We start from the raw sequence: 26,268 nt of genomic DNA, 5'->3' as shown, positions 1-26,268 counted from the left end.
CATGTCATTGGTCAGTCATTGGGAGCACGAGTACGATAAGGTCAAGCTGCGTCTGCACGGCGTGGTCACTCGTCTGGAAATGGCCTGGAAGAAGCTCGTCAGCGAGCTTGAACCCAAGGAGTACGAGGCCATCGTCGCGCTGTTGAAACGGGGCCACGATCAGGCGCACTACGTCCTCAAAAACGGCGACTTGCCCGACGATCAACCGAGTGTGCCGTGGGAGTTGGCCCACGGATTGTCGATCCTGCATATCGGTAACGCCACTCCCTTGCCGCAATCGGCAGACGAGCTGCAAACCCGAGTGCTCAAGGACGGCAGCTTGCTCGGTTGTCGCAAATGGGAACTGCTGGATCTGTTGTGGAGCGAGGCGCTGCTCAAGTGGATCGAGAACCTGCGGCATCACGCACCGTTCGCCACCAACCCGGCGTTGATGCGCATGGACAGTGACGTGACCCTGGCCATCGCCGGCGACTGGGGCACCGGGCCGTTCGACAGCCATGCGCCGGCGGTATCGGTGGCCAACCAGATGCAACTGGCCCAGGCCGATTTCACCGTTCATCTGGGGGATGTGTATTACGCCGGCACCCACTCCCAGGAAGACGTCGACATGGTCGGCTGGCCCATGGGCAAGCAGGGCTCGTTCACCCTCAACTCCAACCACGAGATGTACAGCGGCGCGCATGGTTATTTCAAGGAATTGGCCAAGCGTTTTCCGGCGCAGCAGGGCACCAGTTATTTTGCGTTGTACAACGATGACTGGCTGGTGATCGGCCTCGACACGGCGTATGCCTCGGATCCGATTAACCTGTACATGGACGGTGCGCTGAACCAGGAGCAGATCGACTGGATGAAGGGGCTGCCTCAGCGCAAGAAAATCATGGTGCTCAGTCATCATCAGGGGTTCGACATTACCGGGCACAACAAGACGGCGCTGTACCAACCGGTGTGCGATGCCTTGGGGCGTGAGCCGGATTACTGGTATTGGGGGCATCTGCACAACGGCATCTGCTATGCCGCACAAGGCGGGCTGCATGCGCGCTGCGCCGGGCACGGAGCGATTCCCTACGGCAATGCCAGCGAGCTGAACGGGCATTCGCGGGTGCTGTGGTCGGAAACGCAAAATGCGCGGGATGAGGCGTACCCGGATCGGGTGTTGAACGGTTATGTGAAGGTGCGGCTGGTGGGGGAAAACATCGAGGAGACGTTTATTGGCGAGGATGGATCGGTGCGGTGGTGTTCGTCAGCCCATTGATCATTCCCACGCGGAGCGTGGGAACGATCAGCGTGACAGGTCAGCCTTGAACCGGAACCCCTTTGAGGTACGGCGCAGGCTCGGCCCCAAGGTTGTTCAGCATGCGCTCGCTGTACCAATCCACAAAGTTCACCACGCCAAACTCATAGGTCTTGGAGTAAGGCCCTGGCTGGTACGCGGTGGAGTTGATGCCGCGCTGGTTTTCTTCGGCCAGGCGACGGTCCTGGTCGTTGGTCGCATCCCAGACCTGGCGCATGCGCTCCACATCGTAGTCCACGCCTTCGACCGCGTCCTTGTGCACGATCCACTTGGTGGTGACCATGGTTTCCTGAGCGCTGATCGGCCACACGGTGAACACGATGATGTGGTCGCCCATGCAGTGGTTCCACGAGTGCGGCAGGTGCAGGATGCGCATCGAGCCCAGATCCGGGTTCTTGATGCGGCCCATGAGTTTGGCGCAGCCCTGTTTGCCATCCATGGTCATCGACACGGTGCCCTTGAGCAGCGGCATGCGCACGATGCGGTTACGCAGGCCGAAACTGGCGTGAGCGTAAGGAATCTTCTCGGCTTCCCAGGCGGCGGCCGACGCAGCGACGTGGTCCTTGAAGGCCTGGTCGGCACGCGGGTCGGTGACGTCGTCCCATTCCAGCAGGGTTTTCAGCAGTTCCGGGTGCGACGCGTTGCAGTGGTAGCACTCGCGGTTGTTTTCCAGCACCAGTTTCCAGTTGGCTTTCTCCATCAAGGTGGTTTGCACCGCCACCTTGGTGTTTTCCATGTCGTACGGTTCCATGTAATGGTTCAGCGTCGACAGGAAGTCATCAATGGCCGGCGGGTTTTCCGACAGGCTGATGAAGATGTAGCCACCCGCGGTCTTTACGTTTACCGGCTTGAGGCCGTATTGCTTCATGTCGAAGTCGGCGCCCATCTCGGTGCCGGCGAACAGCAGGCGACCGTCCAGCTCATACGTCCACTGGTGATAGTGGCAGACCAGCTTGGCGACTTTGCCTTTTTCGCTGGTGCACAGCCGTGAACCACGGTGACGGCAGACGTTGTGGAACGCATGGACCACGCCATCGGCGCCACGAATCACGATGATCGGGTTCTTGCCGACTTGCAGGGTCAGGTAGTTGCCCTTGGTCGGGATCTCGCAGGTCATGCCGGCGATCAACCACTCTTTCTGAAAGATTTCCTGCATGTCGATATCAAACAACCGCTCGTCAGAGTAAAACGGCTGCGGCAGCGAGAAAGTGCGCTCGCGCTCTTGCAGCATCTGCGCGGTGGCCTTGCGTGCGGGTTCCAGTGGATCGCCCAGGCTCAGGGTAGTGGTGACGTCCATCGTGTGTTTCCTCAAGGCCATCTGCGTGGCCGCGAAAGTGGCTGATCAGGTTTGCTACGCAAGGTGTAAAGGTTATCTCTTGGTATGGGGCGAGTGTGGGGCCGGCGCTCGCCAGAACCTTATCCATGGGCGACATGGCCCAATCTGTTCCCGACGCGTAACCCCCGGTAATTGGGGGCTGGTCGCGATAAGTATGTGAATGTCGCAGATAGGTAAATGGAGGGGCTGCGCTATAAGCAGAATCGCCAACATAAAGGCCGGTAGTCGGCCGTGGAGAACAGCATGTCCAACAGCTTCCTGAATCCGGTAACCACCCAGACCTGGGCCAATGGTCGACACATCGTCCGTTGCGTCAAAGTCATCCAGGAAACCTGGGATGTGCGCACCTTCTGCTTTATGGCCGACCAGCCGATCATGTTCTTTTTCAAGCCGGGGCAATTCGTCACCCTGGAGCTGGAAATCGAGGGCGTGCCGATCATGCGTTCGTACACCATTTCGAGCTCGCCGTCGGTGCCATACAGCTTTTCGGTGACCATCAAGCGCGTGCCGGGGGGCAAAGTCTCCAACTGGCTGCACGACACTCTGCATGAAGGCCAGGAGCTGGCGGTGCACGGGCCGGTCGGGCTGTTCAACGCCATGGACTTCCCTGCGCCGAAAGTGCTCTACCTCAGTGGCGGCGTCGGTATTACGCCGTGCATGTCCATGGCCCGTTGGTTCTACGACACCAACGGCAATGTCGACATGGTATTCATCCACAGCGCCCGTTCACCGAAAGACATCATTTACCACCGTGAGCTGGAACACATGGCGTCGCGGATCGACAACTTCAGCCTGCACCTGATCTGCGAGAAGCATGGTCTGGGCGAGCCGTGGGCCGGTTATCGCGGTTACCTGAACCACAAGATGCTCGAACTGATGGCGCCGGACTTCCTTGACCGCGAAGTCTTCTGCTGCGGCCCGACCCCGTACATGAACGCGGTCAAGCGCATGCTTGAGGCGGCGGGTTTCGACATGAAGCGTTATCACGAGGAATCCTTCGGCGCGACGCCGCCGGAAGCCCGCGCTGATGCAGTGGAGCAAGCCGAACAAGCAGCGGATGCTCCGGAAGTCGATGCGGCGGATCTGCATCAGGTGGAATTCACCGCCTCCGGCAAGAGCATTCGCGTGGCGCCGGGCGAAACCGTGCATGCGGCGGCGGCCAAGCTTGGCTTGCTGATCCCGAAAGCCTGCGGGATGGGGATCTGCGGGACGTGCAAGGTAATGAAGCTGGGCGGCGAGGTCGAAATGGACCACAACGGCGGGATTACCGAGGAAGACGAAGCCGAAGGGTTCATCCTGTCGTGCTGCAGCGTGCCGAAGGGCGACGTGCGGATCGAGTACTAAATAACGCTTCATCTTTGATGGCTGCCGACCTGTAGGAGCTGCCGAAGGCTGCGATTTTTTGACCTTTTTTAAGATCAAGATCAAAAGATCGCAGCCTTCGGCAGCTCCTACAGGGGCCGGCAAAAAAAGGGGGGCGCTTCAATCAGTCGACAAACAGATCCGTCATCAGTTTGTCGGTGGAATCAGGCGCAAACCGATACCCTTCAAAATCCGTCACGCCATGCTCCCGCAGAATCTCCTCATCGATCAGCAACCGCCCGGTGATGCTGCGACCACCGCTGTCCAGAATCACATGGGCGGCATCTGCCATGATCGCCGGTGTGCGCGCATGTTTGAACGACTCGCGTGACCCCAACTGAAATTCAATGGCCGCCGTGGCAATCATGGTCTGTGGCCACAGGGAATTGACGCTGATGCCGTAGTTGGCGAACTCCTCGCTCATGCCCAGGGTCAGCATGCTCATGCCGTATTTGGTCACCGTGTAGGGGCTGTATTGGGCGAACCACTTGGTGGCCAGATTCAGCGGCGGCGACAGGTTGAGGATGTGGCCGCCAGTTATTTTCAGATAAGGCAGGGCGGCCTGGCTGCACAGCAGCACGGCGCGGGTGTTGATCTGGTGCATCAGGTCGAAGCGCTTGAGTTCAATGTGTTGCACGCCGGTCAGCTTGATTGCCCCGGCATTGTTGATCAACGCATCGATGCCGCCGAAATGCGCGCTGGCGTCGGCCATGGCCTGGCGCACGGTAACTTCATCACGCACATCCACCTGCAAGGCCAGTGCCTTGCCTCCCGCGGCTTCAACTTCCGCCGCCACGCTGAAAATGGTGCCGGGCAGTTTGGGATGAGGGGCGGCACTTTTGGCGGCAATCACGATGTTGGCCCCATCGCGGGCGGCCCGCAGCGCAATCTCACGCCCGATACCACGGCTGGCGCCGGTGATGAACAGGGTTTTGCCTTGTAATGACATGCGTACGCTCCTGATTGTTGTATCGATGCGGATCGAAACGGCTCGCCAGTCAATGTAGACCAACCTTGCGGGATCATTGATCGTTCCCACGCTCCGCGTGGGAATGATCAGGTTTGGGGGGCTATGAGCCTCAATACCAACGCTGTATTTCGATCAGCCCCTCCATCCCTGCATGATTCCTCGCACTGGAATAGCGCCAATGCTCCGGCAGATCTACGTACCCACGCTTAACCGGGTTGTAGTGGATGTAATCCAGCTTTTGGCGCATCACCGTTTCGCTGTACACCATCTCTGCGTGTGAACCTTCCTGCCACAACTGATAAACCCGATCTTTCTTATGAGCGCGCTTGCTGAAACGCAGGCGCTGCAACGCGCGCTCTGCGCCTTTGTTTTGCAGATCGTCGATGATTTGGCGGGCGGTGAAGGATTTGAACTGGCGCAGGCATTTGCTCAGGTCTGGAGCTTCGGCAACGAAATGCAGATGGTTTTCCAGGACGACGTAACCATACAGCTTTAGACCTTGGCAGGTTTGTTGATAGCGCCAGCAATTGAGCAGGTGATCGACAATGTAGGGGCGGATAAACAGTGGGAGCCATTCCATGATTGTGCAGGTCAGGAAATGGGGTTTGTCGGGTTCGGTGATGGTGTAGCGGCTTCGGCCCATGGATGCATTCCTTTGCGGGGGAATGACTAGGGTGAACGGGGTTGCGTGAGGGGGCTAGAGGACAGCGCCGCGCAGTGAGTAAGAAATTGCGATGCGCCACCGTGATCGTTCCCACGCTCTGCGTGGGAATGCAGCCCGTGACGCTCTGCGTCACTGCGGTATTGGGCATTGCGTCGGCGTTGAGGCAGGAACGCGGAGCGTCCCAAGAGGCATTCCCACGCAGAGCGTGGGAACGATCAGTACAATCAGGTCGACATGACGTGCCGAATATCCGTCGCCAATTCCCGTACGCGTTCTTCTTCGGTGTCCCACGAGCACATGAACCGTGCGCCGCCGTTGCCGATGAAGGTGTAGAAGCGCCAGCCCTTGGCGGTCAGTGCGGCAATGGCCGGTTCCGACAGTTGCAGGAACACGCCGTTGGCCTGCACCGGAAACATGAGTTCCACGCCCGGAATGTCGCTCACCAGTTCGGCCAGCAGCTGTGCGCAGTGGTTGGCGTGGCGAGCATATTTGAGCCAGGCATCGTTTTCCAGAATCCCGACCCACGGTGCCGAAAGGAAGCGCATCTTCGACGCCAGTTGTCCGGCTTGCTTGCAGCGGTAATCGAAGTCTTCGGCCAGTTTGTGGTTGAAGAACAGAATCGCTTCGCCCACCGCCATGCCGTTTTTCGTGCCGCCGAAGCACAGCACGTCAACGCCGGCCTTCCAGGTCAGGTCGGCTGGCGAGCAGCCAAGAAACGCGCACGCATTGGAGAAGCGAGCGCCGTCCATGTGCAGGTTCAGGCCCAGTTCTTTGCACGTGACGCTGATGGCGCGGATTTCTTCCGGGGTATACACGCTGCCGACTTCGGTGGCCTGGGTCAGGGTCACGACACGGGGTTTGGGGTAGTGGATGTCCTGGCGCTTGAGGGCTATTTCGCGGATCGATTCCGGCGTCAGCTTGCCGTTTTCGGTGCGGGCAATGAGCAGCTTGGAACCGTTGGAGAAAAACTCCGGTGCACCGCATTCGTCGGTTTCGACGTGGGCGGTTTCCGAGCAGATCACGCTGTGGTAACTCTGACACAGTGAAGAGAGCGCCAATGAGTTGGCCGCGGTGCCGTTGAAGGCGAAGAACACTTCGCAATCGGTTTCGAACAGTTTGCGGAATTGATCGGCCGCGCGGGCGGTCCACTCGTCGTCGCCATAAGCGCGTTGGTGGCCGTGGTTGGCCTGTTCCATGGCAGCCCAGGCTTCAGGGCAGATACCGGAATAGTTGTCGCTGGCGAATTGTTGGCTCTTGTCGGTCATGGCCGGCTTCCGTGGTCGAGGCTCTTATGGTGAAGAGCATCGTGGTCAATGATGGTGCGCACTTTACCCAAGATCGTCAGGAGAGCACACGGGATGATGCTGTCAGAAAAATACGGGCAATTATGCACATGACGCAACGGGACGGGGCGCTGGATCTGCTCAAATGGCTGGCGCTGCTGAGCATGGTGCTCGATCACCTGCGATATGTCGGTTACTCCGTCGATCTGCTGTATGTGCCGGGCAGAATGGCGTTCCCCTGGTTCTGCCTGGCGATGGCGGCGAACCTGTCGCGGGCTCGCCCGGTAACCACTGACGGGCAGTGGCGCTACTTCGGTTGGTTGTTGCTGTTTAGCGCGGTCAGCGAAATCCCTTATCGGATGTACATTCCGGATCACAACACCTTAAACGTGTTGCCCACGCTGATTCTGGGGCTGTTGGTCGCCCTTGGCTGGCAGAACCGGATGCTTGCGTCGCGTCTGTTGGCGGCCGGTGCCTTGTTGTTGGCGGCACTGTTCCCGGAGCGACTGATGTTCGGTTTCTTTGGCGTGCTGTTGCCGCTGACGATGTTGTGGGTGATTAACCGCCCGTGGTATTTCAGCCTGCTGCCGGGGCTGGTCTGCCTGGCGGCGAATCAGTGGCAAGTGCTGTATTACGCTGCGCGACTTCACAGCAATCCAGCCATCCTCGGGATTGCCGCTTGTCTGATCGCGCCATTGCTGGGGCTGTTGCTATTGCGACACGCCCAAGACATTCGGCCGCCGCCGATGCGCCGTTGGGCGTATGGGCTCTATCCCGCACATTTCCTCGTGCTTCTGGCCTTGCGCCAGCTTATCGCCTGACCCCTGGGCTTCTAAAGAGGGGCGCAAAACCCCGTGGGAGCGGGCTTGTCCGCGATGGCGGCATCCTATCCAGCATTGATGTCAGATGACCCACCGCTATCGCGGGCAAGCCCGCTCCCACAGGGATCCTTTCTGATTTGAAGGTTGTGTTCGGCATGCCATTTCTCGCCATGTCGTAAACGCACCTTTGCGTGGCGTCCATAGGCATTTGACCTGTCTGCGCCGGTCATACCATCGCTTCCAAAGGGCACTGCCGTAATGCCAGGGCCTTACCGAGACGAATGGCGCATAGATGCCGCTGGGAGAGACGCGATGTTCAGCAAGCAAGACCAGATCCAAGGTTACGACGATGCACTGCTGGCGGCGATGAATGCCGAGGAGCAACGCCAGGAAGATCACATCGAACTGATCGCGTCCGAGAACTACACCAGCAAGCGCGTGATGCAAGCGCAAGGCAGCGGCCTGACCAACAAATACGCCGAAGGCTATCCAGGCAAGCGCTACTACGGCGGCTGCGAGCACGTCGACAAGGTGGAAGCCCTGGCCATCGAACGCGCCAAGCAACTGTTCGGTGCCGACTACGCCAACGTCCAGCCACACTCCGGCTCTTCGGCCAACAGCGCCGTGTACCTGGCCCTGCTGCAAGCCGGCGACACCATTCTGGGCATGAGCCTGGCCCATGGCGGTCACCTGACCCACGGCGCCAAAGTGTCGTCCTCGGGCAAGCTGTACAACGCCGTGCAGTACGGCATCGACACCAATACCGGTCTGATCGACTACGACGAAGTCGAGCGCCTGGCCGTCGAGTGCAAGCCGAAGATGATCGTTGCCGGCTTCTCGGCCTATTCCAAGACCCTCGACTTCCCGCGCTTCCGCCAGATCGCCGACAAGGTCGGTGCACTGCTGTTCGTCGACATGGCGCACGTTGCCGGTCTGGTCGCTGCCGGCCTGTACCCTAATCCGTTGCCGTACGCCGACGTGGTCACCACCACCACCCACAAGACCCTGCGTGGTCCGCGTGGCGGCCTGATCCTGGCCAAGTCCAACGAAGAAATCGAGAAGAAGCTCAACGCTGCCGTGTTCCCTGGCGCTCAGGGCGGCCCGCTGATGCACGTTATCGCCGGTAAGGCGGTGTGCTTCAAGGAAGCGCTGGAGCCAGGCTTCAAGGCTTACCAGCAACAAGTGATCGACAACGCCCAGGCGATGGCCGGCGTATTTATCAAACGCGGCTACGATGTAGTGTCCGGCGGTACCGATAACCACCTGTTCCTGGTCAGCCTGATCCGTCAGGGCCTCACCGGTAAAGAGGCGGACGCAGCACTCGGTCGCGCCCACATTACCGTGAACAAGAACGCTGTCCCGAACGATCCACAGTCGCCGTTCGTGACCTCGGGCCTGCGCATTGGCACCCCGGCGGTGACCACTCGCGGCTTCAAAGTGGCCCAGTGCGTTGAGCTGGCCGGCTGGATCTGCGACATCCTCGACAACCTCGGCGACGCCGATGTCGAGGCCAATGTCGCGCAGCATGTGGCAGCCCTGTGCGCGGACTTCCCGGTTTATCGCTGAGCGCGGTTTTGGAGTAAATGACTATGCAACGCTATTCGGGCTTCGGCCTCTTCAAACACTCCCTCAGCCATCACGAAAACTGGCAGAAGATGTGGCGCACGCCGACCCCTAAAAAGGTCTATGACGTGGTCATCGTCGGCGGTGGCGGGCATGGTCTGGCGACCGCCTACTACCTGGCCAAGGAACACGGCATCACCAACGTGGCCGTGGTCGAGAAAGGCTGGCTGGGCGGCGGTAACACCGCGCGCAACACCACCATCGTTCGCTCCAACTACCTGTGGGACGAGTCGGCGCACCTGTACGAACACGCGATGAAATTGTGGGAAGGCCTGTCCCAGGACCTGAACTACAACGTGATGTTCTCCCAGCGTGGCGTTTACAACCTGTGCCACACGCTTCAAGACATTCGTGACTCCGAGCGTCGGGTCAGCGCCAACCGCCTCAACGGCGTCGACGGTGAACTGCTCGATGCCAAACAGGTGGCCGACGAGATTCCGTACCTCGACTGCTCCAGGAACACTCGCTACCCGGTGATGGGCGCAACCGTCCAGCGCCGCGGCGGCGTGGCCCGTCACGATGCCGTGGCCTGGGGCTTTGCCCGTGCCGCCGACGCACTTGGCGTGGACCTGATCCAGCAGACCGAAGTGATCGGTTTCCGCAAGGAAAACGGCGTGTGCATCGGTGTGGAAACCAATAAGGGCTTCATCGGCGCCAAGCGCGTCGGTGTGGTCACTGCCGGTAACTCCGGGCACATGGCCAAGCTCGCCGGTTTCCGTCTGCCGATCGAATCCCACCCGCTGCAAGCGCTGGTGTCGGAGCCGATCAAGCCGATTATCGACAGCGTGATCATGTCCAACGCCGTACACGGTTACATCAGCCAGTCCGACAAGGGCGACCTGGTGATCGGCGCCGGTATCGACGGCTACAACGGCTACGGCCAGCGTGGTTCGTACCCGGTGATCGAGCACACCATCCAGGCCATCGTCGAAATGTTCCCGGTGCTGTCGCGCGTACGCATGAACCGTCAGTGGGGCGGCATCGTCGACACCACGCCGGATGCGTGCCCGATCATCTCGAAAACCCCGGTCCCGAACATGTTCTTCAACTGCGGTTGGGGCACCGGTGGCTTCAAGGCAACACCTGGCTCGGGCAACGTGTTTGCCGCAAGCCTGGCCAAGGGTGAAATGCACCCATTGGCCGCACCTTTCTCCATCGACCGTTTCCATAGCGGTGCGTTGATCGACGAACACGGCGCTGCAGCAGTCGCCCACTAACAGGAGAAATCCCTATGTTGCATATCTTCTGTCCTCACTGTGGCGAACTGCGCTCCGAAGAGGAATTCCATGCATCCGGCCAGGCGCACATCCCGCGCCCACTGGATCCGAACAGCTGCACCGACGAGGAGTGGGGCGACTACATGTTCTTCCGCGATAACCCTCGCGGTTTGCACCACGAACTGTGGGATCACGTCGCCGGTTGCCGTCAGTACTTCAACGTGACCCGTGACACCGTGACCTACGAGATTCTCGAAACCTACAAGATCGGCGCCAAGCCGCAGTTCACCGACAAGACCGACAGCCCGAAAGCGGCCGCCACGGCTCTGGGAGAGAAGGTATGAGCCAGATCAATCGCCTGTCCAGCGGCGGACGCATCGACCGCAACAAAGTGCTGAGCTTCACCTTCAACGGCCAGATCTACAAAGGCTTTGAAGGCGACTCCCTGGCCGCAGCCTTGCTGGCCAACGGTGTCGACATCATCGGCCGCAGCTTCAAGTATTCGCGCCCTCGCGGCATCTTCGCCGCCGGTGCCGAAGAACCGAACGCCGTGCTGCAGATCGGTGCGACCGAAGCCACGCAAATCCCTAACGTACGCGCCACGCAACAAGCGCTGTATCAAGGCCTGGTCGCCACCAGCACCAACGGCTGGCCGAGCGTGAACAACGACATGATGGGGATTCTCGGCAAGGTCGGCGGCAAGCTGATGCCGCCGGGCTTCTACTACAAAACCTTCATGTACCCGCAATCGTTCTGGATGACCTACGAGAAGTACATTCGTAAGGCTGCCGGCCTTGGCCGCTCGCCGACCGAGAACGACCCGGACACCTACGACTACATGAACCAGCACTGTGACGTGCTGATCGTCGGCGCGGGCCCAGCGGGTCTGGCGGCTGCACTGGCGGCTGCCCGTAGCGGTGCGCGTGTGATCCTGGCCGATGAGCAGGAAGAGTTCGGCGGCAGCCTGCTCGATTCCCGCGAAAGCCTCGACGGCAAGCCTGCCACCGAATGGGTCGCCAGCGTCATCGCCGAGCTGAAAAACACCCCGGACGTGCTGCTGTTGCCCCGCGCCACGGTCAACGGTTACCACGACCATAACTTCCTGACCATTCACGAGCGCCTCACCGATCACCTCGGTGACCGTGCCCCGATCGGCCAGGTGCGTCAGCGCGTCCACCGGGTTCGCGCCAAGCGTGTAGTGCTGGCGACCGGTACTCACGAGCGTCCACTGGTTTACGGCAACAACGACGTGCCGGGCAACATGCTCGCCGGTGCTGTGTCGACTTATGTTCGTCGTTACGGCGTGGCTCCGGGCAAGAAACTGGTGCTGTCGACCAACAACGATCACGCCTACCGCGTGGCACTGGATTGGCTCGACGCCAGCCTGCAAGTGGTTGCGATTGCCGACGCCCGCAGCAACCCACGTGGTGCGCTGGTGGAAGAGGCTCGCGCCAAAGGCATCCGCATCCTGACCGGCAGCGCCGTGATCGAAGCCCGTGGCAGCAAGCACGTCACCGCCGCTCGCGTTGCCGCGATCGATGTAAAAGCACACACCGTGACCAGCCCGGGCGAATGGCTCGATTGCGACCTGGTCGCCAGTTCCGGCGGTTACAGCCCGGTGGTTCACCTGGCCTCGCACTTGGGCGGCAAGCCGATCTGGCGTGAAGACATCCTCGGTTTCGTACCGGGCGAAGCACCGCAGAAACGCGTATGCGTGGGTGGCATCAACGGCGTCTACGGCCTCGGCGATTCGCTGGCCGATGGTTTTGCAGGCGGTGCTCGCGCTGCCAGCGAAGCCGGTTTCAGTGTGGTCGAAGGCACCTTGCCGAAAGCCCTGAGCCGTCTGGAAGAACCGACGCTGGCGCTGTTCCAGGTGCCTCACGAAAAAGCCACTGCACGGGCGCCGAAGCAATTCGTCGACCTGCAGAACGACGTCACCGCTGCCGCCATCGAACTGGCGACCCGCGAAGGCTTCGAATCGGTCGAGCACGTCAAACGCTACACCGCACTGGGCTTCGGCACCGATCAAGGCAAGCTCGGCAACGTCAACGGTCTGGCCATCGCCGCCCGTTCGCTGAACGTGACCATCCCGCAGATGGGCACCACCATGTTCCGTCCGAACTACACGCCGGTGACTTTCGGCGCCGTGGCCGGTCGTCACTGTGGGCACATCTTCGAGCCGGTTCGCTTCACCGCGCTGCATCACTGGCATGTGAAGAACGGCGCCGAATTCGAAGACGTCGGTCAATGGAAACGTCCTTGGTACTTCCCGAAAAACGGTGAAGACCTGCACGCCGCGGTAAAACGCGAATGTAAAGCCGTGCGCGACAGCGTCGGCCTGCTGGACGCTTCGACCCTGGGCAAGATCGACATTCAGGGCCCGGATTCCCGTGAGTTCCTCAACCGCATCTACACCAACGCCTGGACCAAGCTCGACGTGGGCAAGGCGCGTTATGGCCTGATGTGTAAAGAAGACGGCATGGTGTTCGACGACGGCGTGACTGCATGCCTGGCCGACAACCATTTCGTGATGACCACCACCACCGGCGGCGCTGCACGCGTGCTGCAATGGCTGGAAATCTACCATCAGACTGAATGGCCAGAGCTGAAGGTGTACTTCACTTCCGTGACGGATCACTGGGCAACCATGACCCTGTCGGGGCCGAACAGCCGCAAGCTGCTCAGCGAAGTTACTGACATCGACTTGAGCAACGAAGCCTTCCCGTTCATGACCTGGAAAGAAGGTCTGGTCGGTGGTGTGCCGGCGCGGGTATTCCGGATTTCGTTTACCGGTGAGCTGTCGTACGAAGTCAACGTGCAGGCCGACTACGCCATGGGCGTACTCGAGAAAATCGTCGAGGCCGGCAAGCAGTACAACCTGACTCCGTACGGCACCGAAACCATGCACGTGCTGCGGGCAGAGAAGGGTTTCATCATCGTCGGTCAGGACACTGACAGCTCGATGACCCCGGACGACCTGAACATGGGCTGGTGTGTCGGTCGCACCAAACCGTTCTCGTGGATCGGCTGGCGTGGCATGAACCGCGAAGACTGCGTGCGTGATCAGCGCAAACAGTTGGTTGGCCTGAAGCCGATCGATCCGACCAAATGGCTGCCGGAAGGGGCGCAACTGGTGTTCAACACCAAGCAAACCATCCCGATGACCATGGTCGGTCACGTGACTTCCAGTTACCTGCACAACTCCCTGGGCTATTCGTTTGCCATGGGTGTGGTCAAGGGCGGCTTGAAGCGCATGGGTGAGCGGGTGTTTGCGCCGCTGGCCGACGGCAGCGTGATCGAGGCGGAAATCGTTTCTTCGGTGTTCTTCGATCCGAAGGGCGATCGCCAGAACGTGTAAGTCGATCGTTCCCACGCTCTGCGTGGGAATGCATCCCGGGACGCTCCGCGTCCCAAGAGCGGACGCAGAGCGTCCATGGCGGCATTCCCACGCAGAGCGTGGGAACGATCAACAAAAGAAAGGTGCTTTATGACCGCAGCCAATGTTTACCAACAACGCCCAACCACCGGGGCCAAGGCCGAGTCGTCGCTGCATCATGCAGACCTCGCCAGCCTGGTGGGCAAGGGCCGCAAGAACGCCGGCGTGATCGTGCGTGAGAAAAAACTCCTCGGCCACTTGACCATCCGTGGCGATGCCCATGACCCAGCGTTCGCTGCTGGCGTGCACAAGGCCCTGGGCCTGGAACTGCCCGCCGCGCTGACCGTGGTGATCAAAGGCGAAACCAGCCTGCAATGGATGGGGCCGGATGAATGGCTGCTGATCGTGCCGACCGGCGAAGAATTTGCTGCCGAGCAAAAGCTGCGCAAGGCACTGGGCGACTTGCACATCCAGATCGTCAACGTCAGCGGTGGCCAGCAGATCCTCGAACTCAGCGGCCCGAACGTGCGTCAAGTGCTGATGAAATCCACCAGCTACGACGTGCACCCCAACAACTTCCCGGTGGGCAAGGCTGTGGGCACCGTGTTTGCCAAGTCGCAACTGGTTATTCGCCACACCGCCGAAGACACCTGGGAACTGCTGATCCGCCGCAGCTTCTCGGATTACTGGTGGTTGTGGTTGCAGGATGCGTCCGCTGAATACGGGCTTAGCGTCCAGGCGTAACACAGGGTAAAGATCGTTCCCACGCTCTGCGTGGGAATGCATCCCGGGACGCTCCGCGTCCCAAAGCGGACGCAGAGCGTCCATGGCGGCGTTCCCACGCAGAGCGTGGGAACGATCAGTTTCGCTACAGGAGTCACCGCATTATGAGCCGCGCCCCAGACACATGGATTCTGACCGCCGATTGCCCCAGCGTCCTCGGCACCGTGGATGCGGTGACCCGCTTTCTGTTCGAGCAGGGCTGCTACGTCACCGAGCACCATTCCTTTGATGACCGGCTTTCGGGTCGTTTTTTCATTCGGGTGGAATTCCGTCAGCCCGACGGCTTTGACGAACAAGCCTTTCGCGCAGGCCTGGCGGAACGCGGTGACGCCTTCGGGATGGTCTTTGAACTGACCCCGCCGCATCACCGGCCCAAAGTGGTGATCATGGTCTCCAAGGCCGATCACTGCCTCAACGACTTGCTCTACCGCCAGCGCATCGGCCAGTTGTCGATGGACGTGGTCGCCGTGGTTTCCAACCATCCGGACCTCAAGCCGTTGGCTGACTGGCATCAGATTCCGTATTACCACTTTCCCCTGGACCCGAACGACAAGCCGTCCCAGGAGCGTCAGGTCTGGCAGGTGATCGAGGAGGCCGGTGCCGAACTGGTGATCCTTGCCCGTTACATGCAGGTTCTGTCGCCGGAGCTGTGCCGCAAACTCGACGGCAAGGCAATCAACATTCATCACTCCCTGCTGCCGGGTTTCAAGGGTGCCAAGCCCTATCACCAGGCTTACAACAAGGGCGTGAAACTGGTCGGCGCCACGGCGCATTACATCAACAACGACCTGGACGAAGGCCCGATCATCGCCCAGGGCGTGGAGGCTGTGGATCACAGTCATTACCCCGAAGATCTGATCGCCAAAGGGCGGGATATCGAAGGGCTGACCCTGGCGCGGGCCGTTGGTTATCACATTGAACGACGGGTGTTTTTGAACGCCAATCGCACCGTCGTTCTGTAGATCGCCATCGCGGGCAAGCCCGCTCCCACAAGGTTTTGTGTTGTTCACAGACCTTGCGTACCCCCCGATCCACTGTGGGAGCGGGCTTGCCCGCGATGGCGGCATAACAGACAACACAAGATAGCAACAACCCGAGCAATCAACGTGCCGCCCCTTCCTGGCGACGCGACCGCTACATAAAAACAACAGCGAGGTGAAAGCATGTCTGGCAATCGTGGTGTGGTGTATCTCGGCGCTGGCAAGGTCGAAGTACAGAAAATCGACTATCCGAAAATGCAGGACCCGCGCGGCAGGAAGATCGAGCACGGTGTCATCCTGCGCGTAGTTTCCACCAACATCTGTGGTTCCGATCAGCACATGGTGCGCGGGCGTACCACGGCTCAGACCGGTCTGGTGCTGGGCCACGAGATCACAGGTGAAGTGATCGAGAAGGGCAGCGGTGTCGAGAACCTGCAGATCGGTGACTTGGTGTCGGTACCTTTCAACGTAGCCTGTGGCCGTTGCCGTTCGTGCAAAGAGCAACATACTGGCGTCTGCCTGAGCGTTAACCCGGCGCGTCCGGGCGGTGCCTATGGTTATGTCGACATGGGTGACTGGACCGGTGGCCAAGCCGAATACGCGTTTGTGCCGTATGCCGACTTCAACCTGCTGAAACTTCCAGATCGCGACCGGGCCATGGAAAAAATCCGTGACCTGACCTGCCTCTCCGACATCCTGCCCACCGGTTACCACGGCGCAGTGACTGCCGGCGTTGGCCCAGGCAGCACCGTGTACATCGCCGGCGCCGGCCCGGTTGGCCTGGCAGCTGCCGCTTCCGCTCGTCTGCTGGGTGCTGCGGTGGTGATCGTCGGTGACGTCAACCCGATCCGCCTGGCCCATGCCAAGGCTCAGGGTTTCGAAATCGCCGACCTGTCGACAGACACCCCACTGCACGAACAAATCGCTGCACTGTTGGGCGAACCGGAAGTGGACTGCGCCGTCGATGCCGTAGGCTTCGAAGCTCGCGGTCACGGCCATGCCGGCGTGAAGCACGAGGCTCCGGCCACCGTGCTCAACTCGCTGATGGGCGTGGTTCGCGTGGCCGGCAAAATCGGTATCCCTGGCCTGTACGTGACTGAAGATCCGGGTGCTGTGGATGCAGCCGCGAAAATGGGCAGCCTGAGCATCCGCTTCGGCCTGGGCTGGGCCAAATCCCACAGCTTCCACACCGGCCAGACGCCAGTGATGAAGTACAACCGCCAACTGATGCAGGCGATCATGTGGGACCGCATCAAGATTGCTGACATCGTGGGTGTTGAAGTCATCAGCCTGGATGACGCGCCACGTGGTTATGGCGAGTTCGATGCGGGCGTGCCGAAGAAGTTTGTGATCGATCCGCACAAGATGTTCAGCGCGGCGTAAGGCTTCACGCAAAACAAAACGGCGACCTTCGGGTCGCCGTTTTTGTTTTGCGTCACACTGACCCTGTGGCGAGGGGGCTTGCCCCCGTTGGGCTGCGAAGCAATCCCAAACCATTCCCCACGGTGTGTCAGACAACATGCAATGCCTGTGTTTACGACGGCTGCGTCGCCGAACGGGGGCAAGTCCCTTCGCCACAAAAGTCGTCCTCTCAGGAAAAATGCCTGCGCACACGAGGAACATGCCACTCGATACCCGGTCAAATCGGCAGTTTTGCTGCCCTCCCGGGTGGTTCTCATGGCACAAGAGGATGTCTGGATGAATGTTTCACGCGGTTTTGTGCTGGCATCGCTCCTGGCTGTCGTTTCGTTGACAACGCTGGCCGCCAATCCGGCCTTTGCACAGTTCAGCCTCAGCGATGCAGCCAGTGTGATTTCGGCGATGCAGGGCGACCCAACCAATGAGGGCGAAGGCGCTGTGGCGGCGGCGCCCAAGGCGGCCGGTTTGCTCAATACCCTGGGCTCGCAGCTCGATATCACGCCGGAGCAGGCCGTGGGCGGTGCCGGTGCGATGTTGGGCCTGGCCAGGAATCAACTCAGCGGCGAAGACTTCTCCGAGCTGAGTAAAAACGTGCCGGGCCTCAGTCAGATCGCTGGCAACAGCGCCATCGGTGGCCTGAACGGGCTGGGTGGGCTGCTCGGCGCGGGTTCGGACAAGAATGCGTTGCTTGATGGCTTGCTGGGTAACGTCAAGGACACCAATGACCTGAACAATGCCTTCAGCGCGTTGGGCATGGACACCGGCATGATCGGCGTGTTTGCCCCGGTGATTCTGCAATACCTGGGTCAGCAAGGCGTCGCCGGTTCGCTGCTGCAAAATCTTGGCGGGATCTGGGGTACCGGCACCGGCACCGGCACCGGCATAGGTACTGGCACCGGCACCGGTATAGGCAGCTGAATCAGCCCTCGGCGCGTAGCGCCTTGATGCGCCGGTCCTTCTCGATCCAGAGCTGGTTGACCCAGTTCTGGACCTTCTCGCGAAATACCGGGTCGTTTTCGTAATCGCCTTGCCACAGCGCCGGGTCCAGTTCGCGGGTCTGGATGTCGATGATCACCTTGGGCACGTTGCCGCTGATCAGATCCCAGAACCCCGGAATCTGCTGCTGTGGATACACCACTGTCACATCGAGAACGGCATCCAGCTGTTCACCCATTGCCGCCAGCACAAAAGCCACGCCGCCAGCCTTGGGCTTGAGCAGGTGGGTGAAGGGTGACTGCTGTTGGGCGCTTTTCGCCGAGGTGTAGCGGGTGCCTTCCAGATAATTGACCACCGTCACTGGCTGACGCTTGTACAGCTCGCAGGCCTTTTTGGTGATTTCCAGGTCCTTGCCGGCCAGCTCCGGGTTCTTTGCCAGAAACGCTTTGGTGTAGCGCTTCATGAACGGATAGTCCAACGCCCACCAGGCCAGGCCCAGGAACGGCACCCAGATCAGTTCTTTTTTGAGGAAGAATTTGAAGAACGGTGTACGCCGGTTAAGCGCCTGGATCAGCGCCGGAATATCGACCCAGGACTGATGGTTGCCGATTACCAGATACGAGGTGTCGCGGCGCAGATCATCGCCGCCGCGAATGTCCCATTGGGTGGGAATGCACAGACGGAAGATCAACTTGTCGATTTCGGCCCAGGTTTCGGCAATCCACATCACCGCCGCCGAAGCGTGATCGCGAAAGCGCCCGGGCAGGATCAGTTTGAGCACGGCGAACACCATCAAAGGCCCGAACAGCACCAGGGTGTTGAGCAATAGCAGCAGGGTAACGAAACAGCCGGTGAGCAGGCGGCGCATAAGTCACTCTTGAAAACGTATGGGCGCGCCATGATAAGCAGCTTCAGGCGGCAGGCCAAATCGGTGGTGACGAATGTTTCACGTTTGCGGCGGTATGCTTGAGCGAATTTGAATAGCGATCGTTCCCACGCTCTGCGTGGGAATGCAGCCCGGGACGCTCCGCGTCCCCAAAGCGTGACGCAGAGCGTCACCATGAGGCATTCCCACGCAGAGCATGGGAACGATCATCCAACGAACGAATTCAAAGGCCGGGGTTCTAAAATCCCGCTGCCCACTCTTCAAGGAAGCCCGTTACGTGAAATCTCTCCTTGCACTGCTTTCCCTCGTGGCCCTGCCGGTCCTGGCCGCTGAACCGACCCTCTACGGGCGTTACGAATACATCGCGCTGCCGGAAATCGGCGGCGAAGTCCTCAAGGCCAAAATGGACACCGGCGCCCTGACCGCATCCCTGTCGGCCAAGGACATCGAAACCTTCACCCGCGACGGCGACGAATGGGTGCGTTTCCGCCTCGCCACCAAAGGCGCGAGCAACAAGGTCTACGAACACAAGGTCGCGCGGATCAGCAAGATCAAGACCCGCGCCGAAGAAGACGACGATGACAAGGAAGCGATCGAACCCACCAAGCGCCCGGTGGTCGATCTGGAGCTGTGCCTGGGTAACGTCAAGCGCACCGTCGAAGTCAATCTCACCGACCGCAGCAGCTTCAATTACCCGCTGCTGATCGGCGCCAAAGCACTGCGTGAATTCGGTGCGGCGGTGAATCCGGCACGGCGTTTCACGGCAGACAAACCCGACTGCTGATACTCGCGATGAGGCTGCTGGGGTCAGTAAAGACCTAGGCCTTGGGCATCGTCGCAATCATCGATGGCCGCTGACTCACCTCAAAATACCAGTCCGCCAGTTTCGGATTGTCTTTGCGCCATTGCAGATCCGGATGGCGCAGATCCAGGTAACCCAAGGCACAGGCCACACTGATCGCCGCCACATCGAAATGGCTGGTCAGCTCGGCAATCGCGTCGGCTTCCAGTGATGCCAGCGCGCGACGAATCTTGTCGCGCTGATTGTCGAGCCATTCGTCCCAGTGCTTTTCCGGGGTGCGCAGGGCCACTTCGTAGCGAACCATCACCGCGGCATCCATGATCCCGTCGGCCAGCGAGGCCAGGGTCAGACGCCGCCAGCGCGCCGAGCCCTCACGAGGAATCAGCGGGTTGCCGACGTGCTGGTAATCGAGATAGTCGAGAATCACCCGACTGTCATACAACACGTTGCCGTCGGCCAGGCGCAGGGCTGGAATCTTGCCTAGCGGGTTGTCTTTGTTGAGGGCCTGATCCGGGCTGACCGGCGTGAGCTGGCTGGCTTGCAGCGCCACTCGGTTCATTTGACCGGTTTCGTGCAGCAGCACCATGACTTTGCGAACGAAGGGCGACGCGGGGTTGTGGAACAAGGTCATGCTGGGAGCGGACATGGCAACAATCTCGATCATGGGCAATGTCGGCAGCATAGCGCGTTGACCCGATAGCTCAAGATGGCTTTAACCTTTGCAGGAGCGAGGCTTGCCCGCGAAAGCGGAGTGCCAGTCGGCATCAGCGTTGAATGACACTCCGCTTTCGCGGGCAAGCCTCGCTCCTAGCGTTTTTAGCGGTGTTGCAGAAATCCGCGCAAGGCGAGGACGGCGGGGATGCCCAGCCCGAGCCAGCTCAATGCATCCCACACGCCATCGCCCAGCAACGCGGCAAACAGCCCCGCGGCGCTGAGCAGGGCGATGACGGTGGGCGTGGCGAAGACCTTCCAGAAGCTCGACTGTCTCGGTCTCATGCCGGACTCTCCACGTTTTCGAGTACCGGTTTCGCCACCTTGCGCCGCACCACCCACAAATAGACCCCACTGCCGAGCACAATGATGGTCAGCACATCGAGGGTCGCCCAGAGGATTTTCATCGGCATACCGCCGTAATCCCCGAAGTGCAGCGGCTGCGACATGCCCATGGCGTCCATGTACCACGGCCGCTCGGCAACCGCGGTGACTTGCAGAGTGCTAGCGTCGATCAGCACCGGGGTCAGCAGGTGCGAGGTCAGGTGGGTACTGCCTTTCATGAACACGGCGTAATGGTGTTCGCTGGAAAACCGCGTACCGGGGAAGGCGATGAAGTCGGGCTGCATGCCCGGTGCGACTTCCTTGGCGATGTCGAGCAAGCGGGTGGCGGGTGCCAGTTGTGTCAATGGCGGCGCGTCGCGATACGGCGCAACCATCGCACTCAGGCTGTCGTTGCGCCACGCTTCGATCAACAGGTCGGCACAGGCGCTGATCACGCCCGTCACGCCGACCACCAGCGCCCAGGTCAGCGTCACCACGCCAATCAGGTTATGCAGGTCGAGCCAACGCAGGCGGGTGGATTTGTCGTGGCGCACGGTGGCGAATTTCAAACGGCGCATGAACGGCAGGTACAGCACCGTCCCGGAAACGATCGCCAGCACAAACAGAATTCCCATGAACGCCAGCAGCAACTTGCCCGGCAGGCCGGCGAACATGTCCACGTGCAAACGCAGCATGACCATCATCAGCCCGCCATTGGCCGAGGGCATTTCCAAGGCTTCACCGGTGCGAGCGTCGAGCATGAAGGTGTGGGACGAATTCGGCTCGGTGCCGGCGGTGGGCGCCATGATCGCGATCATGCCGTTAGGGTCTTCGTCGTCGTAGCCGAAATACTGCATCACCTCGCCGGGGCGATGCTTTTCAGCCGCTTGCACCAGCTGCGCCAAATTCAACTGCGGGGTGTCCGCCGGCATTTGCTTCAGTTCAGCAGCATCGCCCAGCAAGTGGTCGATCTCGTGGTGGAAGATCAGCGGCAGGCCGGTCAGCGCCAGCATCAGCAGGAAGACCGTGCAGATCAGGCTGGTCCAGGTATGAACGAATGACCAGCGGCGGATGGTTTTACTTTTCATTTCACTTCATAGCCTTCAGAAATACCAAAGCCGTCCAGGCAGGACGGCTCGGGTCTTGGGCGTGTCAGTTCAGGCGATCACCACTTGTACGTAGCACTGGCGACAACGCTGCGTTGGTCGCCGTAGTAGCAGTAGAAGCTGTCGCAAGTGGAGATGTAGTCCTTGTCGAGCAGGTTGGTGGCATTCAATGCCAGTGACGCGCCTTTCAGACTGTTATCCAGACGGCCCAAATCGTAATGAACCGCCGCATCGAACACCGTGTAGGCATCAGCCTTGCCCAGCCAGGTGTTGCCCTGGTCGCCATAAGTGTTTCCGGTGTAGCGTGCGCCGGCACCGATGCCGAAACCATTCAGTACACCGTTGTGCCAGGTGTAATCAGCCCACAGAGAAGCTTGCTGGTTAGGCATCAGCTGCAGACGATTGCCCTTGTAGTCACCCTTTTGCACTTCGGACTTGGCCAAGGTATAGGCGGCGATGACTTTCAGGTTGTCGGTGACGTCGGAAACGGCTTCCAGCTCCAGGCCCTTGACCTTCACTTCGCCGGTCTGGCTGGTAATCGAGACGTTGTCCGCGTTGGTCGTGGTGACGGAGACGTTTTTCTGGGTCAGGTCATAAACCGCAGCCGTCAGCAGGGTGTTGCTGCCTGGCGGTTGGTACTTGATGCCCAGCTCCCATTGCTTGCCTTCAGTGGGCTTGAATGACTCGGTCGGCGATGCCGTGGCTTTGCTCGTCGGCTGGAACGACTCGGCGTAGGACAAGTAGGGCACGAAGCCCGAGTCGAACACATAGCTGATCGCTGCGTTGCCGCTGAATTTCTTGTCCCGTTCGGTATTGGTGGCATCACCCTTGTTGAAGAATTTGGTGCCCGTGTGGACCCAGTCCTCACGACCGCCGAGGGTCAGACGCCATTGGTCGAGGGCCATTTGGTCCTGGACGTACAAACCGGTCTGGTAGGTCTTCTGGTCATAGTCATAGAACGCCGTCGAGCGCGGCGGGCGAACGATTGGCTGGCCATAGATCGGGTTGTTGACGTTAGTCGTCAGACCGTCACCGTAGATCGAGAGGTAATTGGTATTGGTGCGCTGGTGATCGAGGCCGATCAACAGGGTGTGACGGATGTCGCCGGTCGCGAAGTCGCCCTGCAAGTTGTTATCCACGGCGAACTGGCTGATGTCCTCCTCGACACTGGTGCTCGAGCGGCCAACGTTGCCCTCGGCATCCACTTGGGTGAACGGGTAGGCGCCGGGGGTGAGGGCCTGGAAGGACAGGTCCGACTTGGTGTAACGCAGGTTCTGCTTGAACTGCCAGACATCATTCAAGCGATGTTCAAAGGCGTAACCCAGTGCGTAATAGGTGCGGTCGTAGTATTCCCAGTCCGGGTCACCGAGGTTTTTGTGATGGGAAATATCGCCGAGCGGCGAGTCGATCTTCGTGCCTTGCACTGGCAGGAACTGGCTGGTGATGCCTGTGTCGTCGCGGGTAAATTGCGTCAGCAACGTGAACTTGGTGTCCGGGTCGATGTTCCAGGTCAGGCTCGGTGCAATGTTGTAGCGTTTGTCGTCGATGTGATCGATCTGTGTGCCGCTGTCGCGCAGTACACCGCTCAGGCTATAGATAAACCGACCTTCGTCATCGATCTTGCCGGTGCTGGCGAAGTTGATTTGACGATGGTTGTCGCTGCCGTATTGCAGCTGGATTTCATTGCTCGATTCGGCGCTGGGACGGCGGCTGACCATGTCCAGCAAACCGCCCGGCGGGGTCTGGCCGTAAACCGAAGAGGCCGGCCCGCGCAACAGGGCGAGGCGCTCAAGGTTCCAGGTTTCCTGTTTCGGATTGGCGTACACGCCTTTTGGCAGTGGCAGGCCATCGAGGAATTGCGTCGGTTCGAAACCGCGCACGAGCAACCAGTCGGCGCGGGCGTCGCTGCCGTAGCTGCTGGCAACGATGCCAGGCATGTAGCGCACAGCGTCATCGAGGTTTTGTACACCGCGATCTTCCATTTGCTGGCGGGTAGCGACGGAAATCGAACGCGGCGCTTCGACGAGCGCGGTGTCGGTCTTGGTGCCCGCGGCGGTGCGCGTGGCCACGTAACCTTCGACCGGGCTCCAGGCAGTTTCCGCATTTTCCAGGCCAATGACGGCGGTTTCCGGCAAGGCCATCACGCCCTCGGGCACGGCCACCAGGCTGAAGGTGCCGGCGCTGCTCTGTTCCAGTTGCAGACCGGTGCCACGCAGGGCTTCACGCAGGGCGCCGGTGGCGTCGAACTGGCCCTTCACCGGGGCCGAGCTCTTACCCGCCGCCAGCGACGGATTCAACGACAGCGCCAGACCGGCCTGGCTGGCAATCTGGTTCAGGGTGCTGGCCAATGGCGCAGCCGGCAGGTTGTAGGCGCGAACGCTGGACGCCTGTTCGGCGGCCATCAGTGGAGCGCTGGCCAAAGGGGCGCAAAGGGCGATGGCGATTGCCAATAAACGGGGGCGCAACACAGTGTCTAGCGAACGGGACATACAGCGGCTCCTGAATGGAAATATTTCTCAATTGCCTGTGTGCCGGACGAAAAACCAAAAGTGATAGGGCAAGATGAAAATAATTTCTATTCAGTAAACCAGTCACTAAGGGATCGTTCCCACGCTCTGCGTGGGAATGCCTCAATGGATGCTCCGCGTCCGCTTCGGCATGTGACGCGGAGCGTCACGGGCTGCATTCCCACGCAGAGCGTGGGAACGATCATTTAACGATCATTTAGCGTCAGTTTTTGCTGCAACCGTTACCCACCACGGCGTGTGCTGTTCGATCTGCACCGGCAGGGTCGGTAAAAGTGCACTCAGCGCCTTGTCGGTATCGTTTAGCGGAAAGCTGCCGGTGATGCGCAGGTCGGCGATGTCTGGGGCAACACCAAGATGCCCGCGACGATAGCGCGCGAGCTCCTGGACCAGATCTTCCAGCCGCGCGTTGTCCACCACCAGCATGCCGCGAGTCCAGGCATCGGCGCCGAGGTTGAGGGCGATGATCGGGTCCAGGCCATTGCTGCGCATCAGTACTTGCTGGCCTTCGCGCAGAATCTGTTCCTCGGGGCTCGATTCGGGATGGGCGGCGACCGCTGATTTCAGCACGCTCAGGCGCGTGCCTTGGTCTTCACGCTTGACCAGGAACCGTGTCCCCAGTGCTCGCATGCTGCCTTCGCGGGTCTCGACAATAAACGGCCGCGGATCGCCATGACCGGTTTCGACGAGGATTTCCCCTTCCAGAAGGACGATCAACCGCTGCTTCTCATCGAAGCGCACATCCACTGCGCTGTGGGTGTTGAGGTTGATCAGCGTGCCGTCAGTCAGGCGCAAGGTTCGCTGCTCGCCGGTGGCGGTGCGCTGGTCAGCCAGCCAATAGTCGATCGGCAGATACCGATCACCGGCGAACAGCGCCAGGCCAATCACCGCGACAATGCTGGCCAGACCGCTGCCGAGCTTGCGTACGCGCCTGCGAATGCTTTCACGCGATTGCAGCAAGGCGGTGCGGGCCGGGCCGTTGGCGACGCTGAAACGCTGGTCGAGCATCCCCAATTGACGCCAGGCCCGCGCATGTTCTTCGTGGGCGGCATGCCATTTGGCGAACTCTTCCCGCTCGACTGCATTGCCGGAGTCCAGCGACAGTTGCCAGGCAATCGCGGCGTCCAGCACCTGGGCCGACACGGGCCTGGAATTGACCGGGCTCATACCGGTTCACCGTAAAGCGCGATGTAGCACTGGCGAATGCCCTGGGCCAGATATTGGCGAACCCGCGGCACCGATACTCCCAGCCGCTGAGCGATTTCGGCGTGACCGAGACCGTCGAGACGGTTATAGAGAAACGCCGCCCGAGCCTTGCTCGAGAGCTTGCCCAGCAAGTGGTCGATGGCTTTGAGGTCTTCGAGGATCAGTTGCTGTTCCTCCACAGACGGTTGTTCGCCTTCGGGGATCAGCATCAATTCGGTGAGGTAGGCCTGTTCCAGTGCGGCGCGGCGGAAATAGTCGAACAGCAGGCCCTTGGCGATCGCCACCAGAAATGCCCGAGGTTCGCGAGGCGCCTTCAGCTCGTCACGGCCCAGCAAGCGCACGAAGGTGTCCTGGCTCAGGTCTTCGGCCCGTTGCGGACAGGCCACGTTGCGCCGCAGCCAGGCTAATAGCCAACCGCGATGGTCGCGATACAACGCACCAACGAGCTCACTCTGGGGGCTTTGGACTGACGACACGCAACATCACCGAAGGGGAAGTGTTAAGTAACGAGAATTGTTCGCGATTGTGGCAGAGGCGGGGGAGGTAAGCAATTGGCGCTGGTCGGGCGGTTTTTGCGAGGAGTGAATTCAAGTCAGACCGAGTTATCGTTCATCGCGGGCAAGCCACGCTTCCACAGGTTTCGTGCG

23 protein-coding genes are annotated in these 26,268 nt (G+C 60.3%); 12 read left to right on the top strand and 11 right to left on the bottom strand.

Annotated features, from left to right (window positions below; genetic code table 11):
* The first annotated feature begins 1 nt into the window (after position 1).
* Positions 2-1,252, top strand: coding sequence for a metallophosphoesterase (locus FHW68_RS22675; RefSeq protein ID WP_095633673.1), 1,251 nt, complete (start codon positions 2-4; stop codon positions 1,250-1,252).
* 40 nt (positions 1,253-1,292) lie between these two features.
* Here FHW68_RS22675 and gbcA read toward each other — a convergent pair whose 3' ends face one another.
* Entirely contained in the window at positions 1,293-2,588 is a 1,296-nt protein-coding gene (gene gbcA / locus FHW68_RS22670) for a glycine-betaine demethylase subunit GbcA (protein WP_095633672.1), read from the bottom strand.
* Positions 2,589-2,870: 282 nt separating this feature from the next.
* Here gbcA and gbcB point away from each other — a divergent pair, with 282 nt between their 5' ends.
* Positions 2,871-3,971 (top strand): glycine-betaine demethylase subunit GbcB, encoded by a 1,101-nt coding sequence (gene gbcB / locus FHW68_RS22665; RefSeq protein ID WP_183683188.1) that lies wholly within the window; start codon positions 2,871-2,873, stop codon positions 3,969-3,971.
* 142 nt (positions 3,972-4,113) lie between these two features.
* Here gbcB and FHW68_RS22660 read toward each other — a convergent pair whose 3' ends face one another.
* From FHW68_RS22660 to FHW68_RS22650, 3 genes are all read right to left on the bottom strand, one after another.
* A complete protein-coding gene (locus tag FHW68_RS22660; protein ID WP_183683186.1) occupies positions 4,114-4,938 on the bottom strand; it encodes an NAD(P)-dependent oxidoreductase in 825 nt (274 codons plus the stop codon).
* Positions 4,939-5,068: 130 nt separating this feature from the next.
* Positions 5,069-5,602, bottom strand: coding sequence for an REP-associated tyrosine transposase (locus FHW68_RS22655; protein ID WP_183683184.1), 534 nt, complete (start codon positions 5,600-5,602; stop codon positions 5,069-5,071).
* 245 nt (positions 5,603-5,847) lie between these two features.
* Positions 5,848-6,888: a low specificity L-threonine aldolase gene (locus FHW68_RS22650; RefSeq protein WP_095633667.1), complete on the bottom strand. Its 1,041-nt coding sequence runs from the start codon at positions 6,886-6,888 to the stop codon at positions 5,848-5,850.
* 122 nt (positions 6,889-7,010) lie between these two features.
* On the opposite strand from FHW68_RS22650, the gene FHW68_RS22645 reads away from it, so the two are divergent.
* The 9 genes from FHW68_RS22645 to FHW68_RS22605 all read left to right on the top strand — a co-directional run bounded on the left by FHW68_RS22645 (position 7,011) and on the right by FHW68_RS22605 (position 18,043).
* On the top strand, positions 7,011-7,727 hold the full coding sequence (locus FHW68_RS22645) for a TraX family protein (RefSeq protein WP_095633733.1): 717 nt from the start codon (positions 7,011-7,013) through the stop codon (positions 7,725-7,727).
* Positions 7,728-8,039: 312 nt separating this feature from the next.
* Entirely contained in the window at positions 8,040-9,293 is a 1,254-nt protein-coding gene (gene glyA, locus FHW68_RS22640) for a serine hydroxymethyltransferase (protein WP_095633666.1), read from the top strand.
* A gap of 23 nt (positions 9,294-9,316) precedes the next feature.
* Entirely contained in the window at positions 9,317-10,567 is a 1,251-nt protein-coding gene (locus FHW68_RS22635) for a sarcosine oxidase subunit beta (RefSeq protein ID WP_095633665.1), read from the top strand.
* Between the two features lie 14 nt (positions 10,568-10,581).
* Positions 10,582-10,911, top strand: a complete 330-nt coding sequence (locus tag FHW68_RS22630) for a sarcosine oxidase subunit delta (protein WP_008008142.1) — start codon at positions 10,582-10,584, stop codon at positions 10,909-10,911.
* On the top strand, positions 10,908-13,925 hold the full coding sequence (locus FHW68_RS22625) for a sarcosine oxidase subunit alpha (RefSeq protein ID WP_095633664.1): 3,018 nt from the start codon (positions 10,908-10,910) through the stop codon (positions 13,923-13,925). The genes FHW68_RS22630 and FHW68_RS22625 overlap by 4 nt, the downstream gene beginning before the upstream one ends.
* A gap of 129 nt (positions 13,926-14,054) precedes the next feature.
* Positions 14,055-14,687 carry a sarcosine oxidase subunit gamma gene (locus FHW68_RS22620; protein ID WP_095633663.1) on the top strand — a complete coding sequence of 211 codons (633 nt, stop codon included), beginning with the start codon at positions 14,055-14,057 and terminating at the stop codon, positions 14,685-14,687.
* 143 nt (positions 14,688-14,830) lie between these two features.
* Positions 14,831-15,688: a formyltetrahydrofolate deformylase gene (gene purU / locus FHW68_RS22615; RefSeq protein ID WP_095633662.1), complete on the top strand. Its 858-nt coding sequence runs from the start codon at positions 14,831-14,833 to the stop codon at positions 15,686-15,688.
* A 201-nt stretch (positions 15,689-15,889) separates the two neighbouring features.
* Complete coding sequence (gene fdhA, locus FHW68_RS22610; RefSeq protein WP_095633661.1) at positions 15,890-17,089, top strand: formaldehyde dehydrogenase, glutathione-independent; 1,200 nt, start codon at positions 15,890-15,892, stop codon at positions 17,087-17,089.
* A gap of 315 nt (positions 17,090-17,404) precedes the next feature.
* Positions 17,405-18,043: a DUF2780 domain-containing protein gene (locus FHW68_RS22605; protein WP_183683182.1), complete on the top strand. Its 639-nt coding sequence runs from the start codon at positions 17,405-17,407 to the stop codon at positions 18,041-18,043.
* A 1-nt stretch (position 18,044) separates the two neighbouring features.
* Here the strand turns inward: FHW68_RS22605 and FHW68_RS22600 are convergent, their stop codons facing one another.
* Positions 18,045-18,929, bottom strand: coding sequence for an acyltransferase (locus tag FHW68_RS22600; RefSeq protein WP_095633659.1), 885 nt, complete (start codon positions 18,927-18,929; stop codon positions 18,045-18,047).
* Positions 18,930-19,224: 295 nt separating this feature from the next.
* On the opposite strand from FHW68_RS22600, the gene FHW68_RS22595 reads away from it, so the two are divergent.
* A complete protein-coding gene (locus tag FHW68_RS22595; protein ID WP_095633658.1) occupies positions 19,225-19,731 on the top strand; it encodes an ATP-dependent zinc protease in 507 nt (168 codons plus the stop codon).
* Between the two features lie 34 nt (positions 19,732-19,765).
* On the opposite strand, the gene FHW68_RS22590 is transcribed toward FHW68_RS22595, so the two are convergent.
* The 6 genes from FHW68_RS22590 to FHW68_RS22565 form a co-directional block, all read right to left on the bottom strand.
* Positions 19,766-20,395 carry a glutathione S-transferase gene (locus FHW68_RS22590; RefSeq protein WP_095633732.1) on the bottom strand — a complete coding sequence of 210 codons (630 nt, stop codon included), beginning with the start codon at positions 20,393-20,395 and terminating at the stop codon, positions 19,766-19,768.
* 170 nt (positions 20,396-20,565) lie between these two features.
* Positions 20,566-20,745 carry a hypothetical protein gene (locus FHW68_RS22585; RefSeq protein ID WP_095630600.1) on the bottom strand — a complete coding sequence of 60 codons (180 nt, stop codon included), beginning with the start codon at positions 20,743-20,745 and terminating at the stop codon, positions 20,566-20,568.
* Positions 20,742-21,872: a PepSY domain-containing protein gene (locus FHW68_RS22580; RefSeq protein ID WP_095630601.1), complete on the bottom strand. Its 1,131-nt coding sequence runs from the start codon at positions 21,870-21,872 to the stop codon at positions 20,742-20,744. Before FHW68_RS22580 ends, FHW68_RS22585 begins: the two co-directional genes overlap by 4 nt.
* A 77-nt stretch (positions 21,873-21,949) precedes the next feature.
* Positions 21,950-24,379, bottom strand: a complete 2,430-nt coding sequence (locus FHW68_RS22575) for a TonB-dependent siderophore receptor (protein WP_183683180.1) — start codon at positions 24,377-24,379, stop codon at positions 21,950-21,952.
* Positions 24,380-24,610: 231 nt separating this feature from the next.
* On the bottom strand, positions 24,611-25,582 hold the full coding sequence (locus tag FHW68_RS22570; protein WP_183683178.1) for a FecR domain-containing protein: 972 nt from the start codon (positions 25,580-25,582) through the stop codon (positions 24,611-24,613).
* Positions 25,579-26,097 (bottom strand): RNA polymerase sigma factor, encoded by a 519-nt coding sequence (locus FHW68_RS22565; protein ID WP_095630604.1) that lies wholly within the window; start codon positions 26,095-26,097, stop codon positions 25,579-25,581. The genes FHW68_RS22570 and FHW68_RS22565 overlap by 4 nt, the downstream gene beginning before the upstream one ends.
* Between the last annotated feature and the right edge of the window lie 171 nt (positions 26,098-26,268).

The sequence above is a fragment of the Pseudomonas sp. Tn43 genome (assembly GCF_014192635.1).
In the GTDB taxonomy this organism is placed as follows: Bacteria; Pseudomonadota; Gammaproteobacteria; order Pseudomonadales; family Pseudomonadaceae; genus Aquipseudomonas.
Note: the sequence above shows the minus strand (reverse complement) of the source record. Positions and strands in the feature narration are given on the sequence as shown.